Origin of the sequence: Ensifer sp. Root954 (genome assembly GCF_001429005.1) — a bacterium.
Classification (GTDB): domain Bacteria; phylum Pseudomonadota; class Alphaproteobacteria; order Rhizobiales; family Rhizobiaceae; genus Ensifer; species Ensifer adhaerens.
The window spans coordinates 707,576-713,649 of record NZ_LMJM01000023.1 but is presented as its reverse complement, the minus strand read 5'-3'; the positions used below and the strand labels follow the sequence as shown (position 1 = coordinate 713,649).

Below are 6,074 nucleotides of genomic sequence, written 5' to 3'. Positions count from 1 at the left end.
GGGCTCGAACCCGCGACCTCCGGCGTGACAGGCCGGCACTCTAACCGACTGAGCTACACCCGCATCATCTTGACTTGGTTGAGGCGTTTCCGCCCCGCATCGAGCAGCAGCGCCGTTCGATGAGCGGCTAACTAAGCGGTTCGGATTGGGGTGTCAAGCGTGTTTGAAGACAAATCCGTGACGGAGTGAAAATTGATCCACAGGGCGATAAAAGGATCGAAATCGAAATGGACCAATGGCGCCTGCCGCCACCGGCCCGCCGTCACCTATCCCAACACGCACTCGTCGATGCGCGTACACGGAGGCTGATTCCGGATTGCCTCCCCTCCCTCCCCCCGTTCGCCGTTACCGAGGCGCCGTCCGCGCATTTTGTCCACAAGCACGAAGCCCGCAGTTTCGGGGTGTCGCGCAACCGCCAACAAAAAAAATCATAAAAACGATACAAATGCTCTTGCGGTTTTTTTCGGTTACGCCTAGATCACGGCCACCGACGCGGCGGACTGATCCGGTCCAAACGCGGAAGGGCGATTAGCTCAGTTGGTAGAGCGCCTCGTTTACACCGAGGATGTCGGGAGTTCGAGTCTCTCATCGCCCACCATTTTCTCCCACAGAAAATCATCACCAAATCTGCTCAAATTGCTGTTCGCGTTATCGCGTGCCGTTTGCGATAGGCCTGCCGCTTCGAATTGCTTTGGCTTTAGAGCTCAGCCGTCAACAGTCGGGAATCAGGGATTCGACGGCCTCGATCGCGATACCCGCACCGTCAGCCTCGCCGGAGCAGCAAACCCGCCAAATCCCGACGTATCGATAGGCCCACCGGCGCTACCCGCCGCGATACTGCTCGTCGCTGACATGCTCCAGCCAATCCACAGCCTTGCCGTCGAGCGCTTCCTGAATCGCAAGATGCACCATGGCCGTATCGGGTGCTGCACCGTGCCAGTGCTTTTCGCCCGGCGGGAACCAGACGACATCGCCCATACGAATCTCTTGCACGGGGCCACCCCAGCTTTGCACGAGACCACGGCCGGCGGTGACAACCAGGGTCTGGCCGAGCGGGTGCGTATGCCAGGCCGTCCGAGCGCCGGGTTCGAAGGTGACGCTGACAGCGCGGACGCGCGCCGGGTCTGCGGCCTCGATCACCGGGTCCTGGCGTACCGTGCCGGTGAAGTATTCCGCCGGGGCGCGTATCGAAGGTCTCGATCCACCGGGTATGATGTCCATATCTCGTTCCTCCGATTTTCGTGTGTGGCGCTCGTCGTCAGCGAAAGTACGCTACGGCCAACAGGCCCGGCCTCGCCCGCGAGCCTATCATAACCTGTGGATTGTCACAGTCGGACAGGCCTCACGGGCGATCTCGCAAAGATGCTCGTGGTGCGTCAGATAGACCACCTGGCCGACGCGGGCCATTTCGGCCATCTGCTCGAAGGCGCGGCCGGCGCGTCCGTCGTCGAAGGTCTCCATGATGTCGTCGGCAATGAAGGGCAGCGATTCGCGCGCGGCTGCGATTTCGTGATAGCCGGCGATTCTGAGCGCCAGGTAGAGCTGAAAGCGCGTGCCCTTGGAGAGATCCTTGGCAAGCTTCGACCCGCCGGCCGACGCATTGGCGATCAGGAACTCCTGTCCCCGGTCGGACTGCGCCGACAGGCCGGAATATTCTCCGCCGCTGATCCGGCTGAAGGTCTCCGACGCGCGCCGCATCATTGCGCTGCGATGCCGCTCGCGGAAAAGCCGGAGCGCGGTCTCGGCGGCGATTACGCCGGCGCGAAGCCGCAGATTGGCAAGCGCCTTGTTTTCGATGTCGAGCAGCAACGTCCGCCGCTTCTGTTCGAGTTCTGCGACCGTGTCGCCGCCTTCGACAGCCGCGAGCGCCTTTTCTCTTTCCCGCATCTCCGTATGCAGTTCACTCACGTCGCGGTCGCTTTGTTCGAGTGCGGCATCCAGCCGTGCCAGCTCCAGCCGCACCGCCGTGTCATCGAGTTCCGCGAGCAAAGCCTCCGCCTGCGTGCTCTCGGCGACATCAAGGCGGGAGGCAAGATCCGCCTCCGATTCGGCGACGCGTTCACGCAGGCGCTGCTGTTCCCGACCGGCCTCGAATAGCTGCGCGGCCTCATCGAGCGTTTCGCAGTCGAAGAATTCAAGCACCTGCCGCCTGCGCGCCACATGGAGTTCCCGCTCCGCACAGGCGACACGCCGCTCTTCCTCCAGGCGGGCGATTTCGGCGAGGAAGGTTGCGCGGCGATCCGAAAGCCGCTGCGCCTCGGCGGCGCGCGTCTTCAACGTCATGTAGGTCGTCAGTGTGTCATCAGCGGCCGTCCCGCGGGCAAGCTCGGCAATGGCACGGTCGAATTCAACCTGGTCCTTGCGCATGCCGGCGATGCGATATTCGAGGTCGGCCTTGCGCTGCGTCAGCTTATCGAGCTCCTGCAGGATCGTCAGCATCGGACCGGTCTGCTCTGGCGTCAGCGGTTCGCTCCGCGCGGCCAGCCAGCTTTTGGCAAGAAGTTCCGACCATTGTTCTTGCCACGCGTCCATCGCGTCTTCAGCCAGATCGAGCGCCGACTGCCGGCTTTCCAGAAGCGTTCGCGCCCGCTTGCCGCCTCACGGGCTGCATTGCGGGCGCCGTCCAGCGCACGCGCCTGCGACACCGCCTGCTCGGCGGCAAGGAGAAGGTTGTCGAGCCGCTCCGGCAGGCGTCCGTCGATATCTATGGCCGCAAGCTCCTCGCGCAAGCCGGCAATCGCTTCGGCCTCCTCGGAATGGGCGCGATCGAAATCCTGGCGCGCCGCGCGCAAATGCGCGCGCAGGTCCAGCGCCGCAAGCCGTGTGGTCAGCCAAGCCTCCAGCTGCGTCAGACGCATCACGCTAGGTAAGCCGCAGGCCAAGACGGCTGTTGCCAAAACCTGCGCTTGCGTCGCCGCGTCGGCCAGAGATTGCTTCTCCTGCTGACGCAGCGTCTCGATCCGGGCACGCCGCTCGGCGATCGACAGCGACAAGCCGCGCATGTCGGCAAGCTGCGCCGTGTCCGCAAGGCGTCGCGCGGAAACCTCATCGTCTTCGCTCATCGCCTGCTCGAAGGCAGTGGCCGTTTCCAGAGCAAGCTCCGCCTTGTGCTGGCGCCACGCTTTATTGCGGCGCTGACGCAGTGCTGAGGCCGAGAAATCGTCCATCGTGCCGCCAACGGCGGACAGCCCGGCCAGCCGCGCCTCGTCCCCCGCCAGCAACTCCTGCTCGGCGGCGATGCGGTCGACAACTCGCAAATGCCGCTCCTCCTGACTGGCAGCTGCCCTGCGCCAGGTCTCCAGCGTTGCCGGCGACGGGGCGTCGAGCGCGAGCAGGTCATCGGCCGTTCCGGCAAAGGGCCTCAGTTGCACAAGCTTGTCGGCGAGTTCCGCATCCAGCCGGTCGATGGCCTGTTGCGCCGCCTGCTTGCGCAGGACGCAGTCGCTGCGCCGCAGCAGCGACAGCTTTTCGGCAAGCCCGGAGACGTCCGCTGCCCCCTGCTCTTCGAGCCGTAGCAAATCGCCTTCAGCGTCCCGATCCGATTCGACGGCGCTCTGCAGCTCCAGGCGAGCCGAAGCGACACGTTCGACGAGGGCCGAGTGCCGGCGCGCCAAATCCTGAAGCTGCGCGCCGGTCCCGGCCGCAAGTAAAAGCGACGCGGGATCGCGGTCGGCCGGTTCGCCGAGCCGCAACAGGCAGCCAAGAATTTCTGCCCCGGTCCGCGCCAGATCCTCCAATCGAGACGGCATGTCGCGCGCCGCGGTGACATAACGCGCATCAAGCGCGGTTTCCTGAAGCGCGGTCAGGCGCTCGATCAGGCAGAGGCCTTCCTTGTCGAGCGGCATTTCCTCGAGCGCATCGCGGCGATGCTGCATCTCGTTGTCGATCTGTCGTAGCCTGATCTCGGTCTCCGCCTCCTGGCGCCGAAGCGCCGGCAGTTCACTCGCCCACTCCGCTGGCGGTACCGGCAGCGGCGGAGCGCCCGCCAGTTCCGCGCGGAGGGCGCGCAGCCTGCCGAAATGGGGCAACGCTTCGACCTCGGCTTTCAGGCGGGCCCGCGCCAGCCGCAACTCGGCTCGACGCATGATCTCTTCATCGTGGCGTTCACGCGCCTGCGTCAGCGTCTTACGCAGCGCCGCATATTCGCGTGCATTGATATCGAGCGCATTGCGTTCGACCCTCAGGGCCTCAAGCTCGCCTTTCAGTTCCGCAAGCTGATGCTTGCGCGCCTGTGGCCGGTAGAAGCCGTCGGCCTGCCCGCGCAGGGCTGCAAGGATCGCCGTGCTGTCCGGAAGGCCCGAGCTTGCCGAAAACAGCAGCGACCCGAGTTCGCCTTCGCTTTTCAGGATCGCCTCGCCGCCCTTCTCGATGCTCTCGTCGTCCAGCGAGAACATCATCTGGTAGGTGTCGCGATCGATCGCGCCGAGCGCTCCGGAAAACAGGTTGTCGGGCAAGGGCTGGTCGTCGAGGCCGACCAGCGAGTTCGTCTTTCGCTTGATCCGGAAGACGCGATCGCTGCGGCCGGCCGCTTCGATCGTGCCGCCCACGCGCATCGTCTGGTAAGGGTGCAGGAAGCCGTAGGGGCTCGAATGCTCGATGCCGAAGAGCAGATCCAGGAATCCGGAAAACAGGGTCGACTTTCCAGCCTCGTTGGGGCCGTAGACGATGTGGAGGTCGGGAGTGCCGGGCACGCCATCGCCGAAGTCAAGGCGACGATCGGTAAACTTGCCGTAGCGGACGAGATCGAGCGCGCTGATCCGCATCAGTGGCCACCCTCGCCGGCGCCACCGCCATGAAGATGGGCGAGCACCTCGGCGGTTCCCGACACACCGGCTTCAAACGCCAGCCGCGCGACCGCCTCTTCGTCCGGTGCCAGCGATTGGCGAAGCTCGGGCGGAAGCTGGTGCAGGACGTCTTCCACGGCCGCCAGCACGTCCTGGCGAAACCCGTGCGCCGGCAAGACGTCCGCTTCGACGAGCGCCGCCAGCTCTTCGACGGGATCGAGCATGGCGCCCGGTTTTTCGGTCCGGGCGTTGCCGCAGGTGAGTTCGACGTTCTCGATCCAGCAGCCGGCGATGCCGGCGGCGATGTTGTCGATCTCCGCCCGCAACAGGTCCGCGTCACGGCGAAGGCGCCAGGCCAAGGGCGTCGCGCCGGCGAGCGTCAGACGCAGGATGACGTTCTCTGCCGCCGCTTCACCACAGGTGCGCGAAAGCGCCTGCCTGACGGCATCGAGCATGTCGCGCCATTCCGTGATGCCCGTCAGATCGACACGAAGGCGTTCGAAGCTGGCGATGCCGATCGCCCGCTCGGCAAGACTGACATGGCCGTCGTCGTCGACCGTGACGAACGACACGCTCTTCACGCCGACTTCATTGATGTCGCGACCCTGCGGCATACCCGGCATCACGATGAAGGGGTCCGCCGCATGGACCTGCCGCTGGTGGATGTGGCCAAGCGCCCAGTAATCGAAGCCATGGGCAACGAGATCGGCGACGCTGCAGGGGGCATAGAGATCGTGACCCGCGGCCCCTGCGAGGCTCGTGTGCAGCATGCCGATGTTCACCGCGCCGGGCACCGGCGGCTGGAAGGCCGGAAGCAGGCTTTCGGGCGCATGCGGGCTGGCGAAGCTTACGCCGTGCACATAGACGTCGCGACCGCTTGCCAGCGTCTTGGCGACCACCGCCTTTGCCCTGCCCTTGAAGACGTGGGCGGACGGCGGCAGGGTCAGTTCATTGGTGACCTGCGACTGGGCGTCGTGGTTGCCGCGGATGATGAAGACGCGGATGCCGTGTTCATCCAGCCGGCGCAGTTCCCGTCCGAGAAACAGGGCCGTGTTCATCGACGTCTGGCTGCCATCATAGAGATCGCCGGCAATCAGCAAGGCATCGGCCTCTTCGGCGATGCAGAGATCGACGATCTTGACCAGAGCCTGCCGCGACGCCCCGCGCACGATCTCTGCGAGGTCGGCATTTCTAAGGGCGAGGCTGCGGAGAGGCGAATCGAGATGCAGGTCTGCGGTATGGACGAAACGGAAGGGCATGGCCGACCATGGCCGTCCCGCCACCGCCCGT

The 6,074-nt window shown here is 65.0% G+C and carries 2 protein-coding genes, 1 tRNA gene and 1 pseudogene; 1 reads left to right on the top strand and 3 read right to left on the bottom strand.

Going from position 1 to position 6,074, the window contains the following annotated elements:
• The first annotated feature begins 522 nt into the window (after positions 1 to 522).
• A tRNA-Val gene (locus ASE71_RS17475) sits at positions 523 to 598 on the top strand.
• Positions 599 to 822: 224 nt separating this feature from the next.
• Here the strand turns inward: ASE71_RS17475 and ASE71_RS17470 are convergent.
• The 3 genes and pseudogenes from ASE71_RS17470 to ASE71_RS17460 form a co-directional block, all read right to left on the bottom strand.
• Positions 823 to 1,221 carry a cupin domain-containing protein gene (locus tag ASE71_RS17470; RefSeq protein ID WP_060522192.1) on the bottom strand — a complete coding sequence of 133 codons (399 nt, stop codon included), beginning with the start codon at positions 1,219 to 1,221 and terminating at the stop codon, positions 823 to 825.
• A gap of 87 nt (positions 1,222 to 1,308) precedes the next feature.
• Positions 1,309 to 4,763, bottom strand: a pseudogene (locus tag ASE71_RS17465) (AAA family ATPase).
• Entirely contained in the window at positions 4,763 to 6,043 is a 1,281-nt protein-coding gene (locus ASE71_RS17460; RefSeq protein WP_060522191.1) for a metallophosphoesterase family protein, read from the bottom strand. The pseudogene ASE71_RS17465 and the gene ASE71_RS17460 overlap by 1 nt, the downstream one beginning before the upstream one ends.
• Between the last annotated feature and the right edge of the window lie 31 nt (positions 6,044 to 6,074).

Bases quoted from the DNA above. Each gene is read 5' to 3' on its own strand.
- ASE71_RS17460 (WP_060522191.1), bottom strand. From the start codon at position 6,043: ATGCCCTTCCGTTTCGTCCATACCGCAGACCTGCATCTCGATTCGCCT.
- ASE71_RS17470 (WP_060522192.1), bottom strand. From the start codon at position 1,221: ATGGACATCATACCCGGTGGATCGAGACCTTCGATACGCGCCCCGGCG.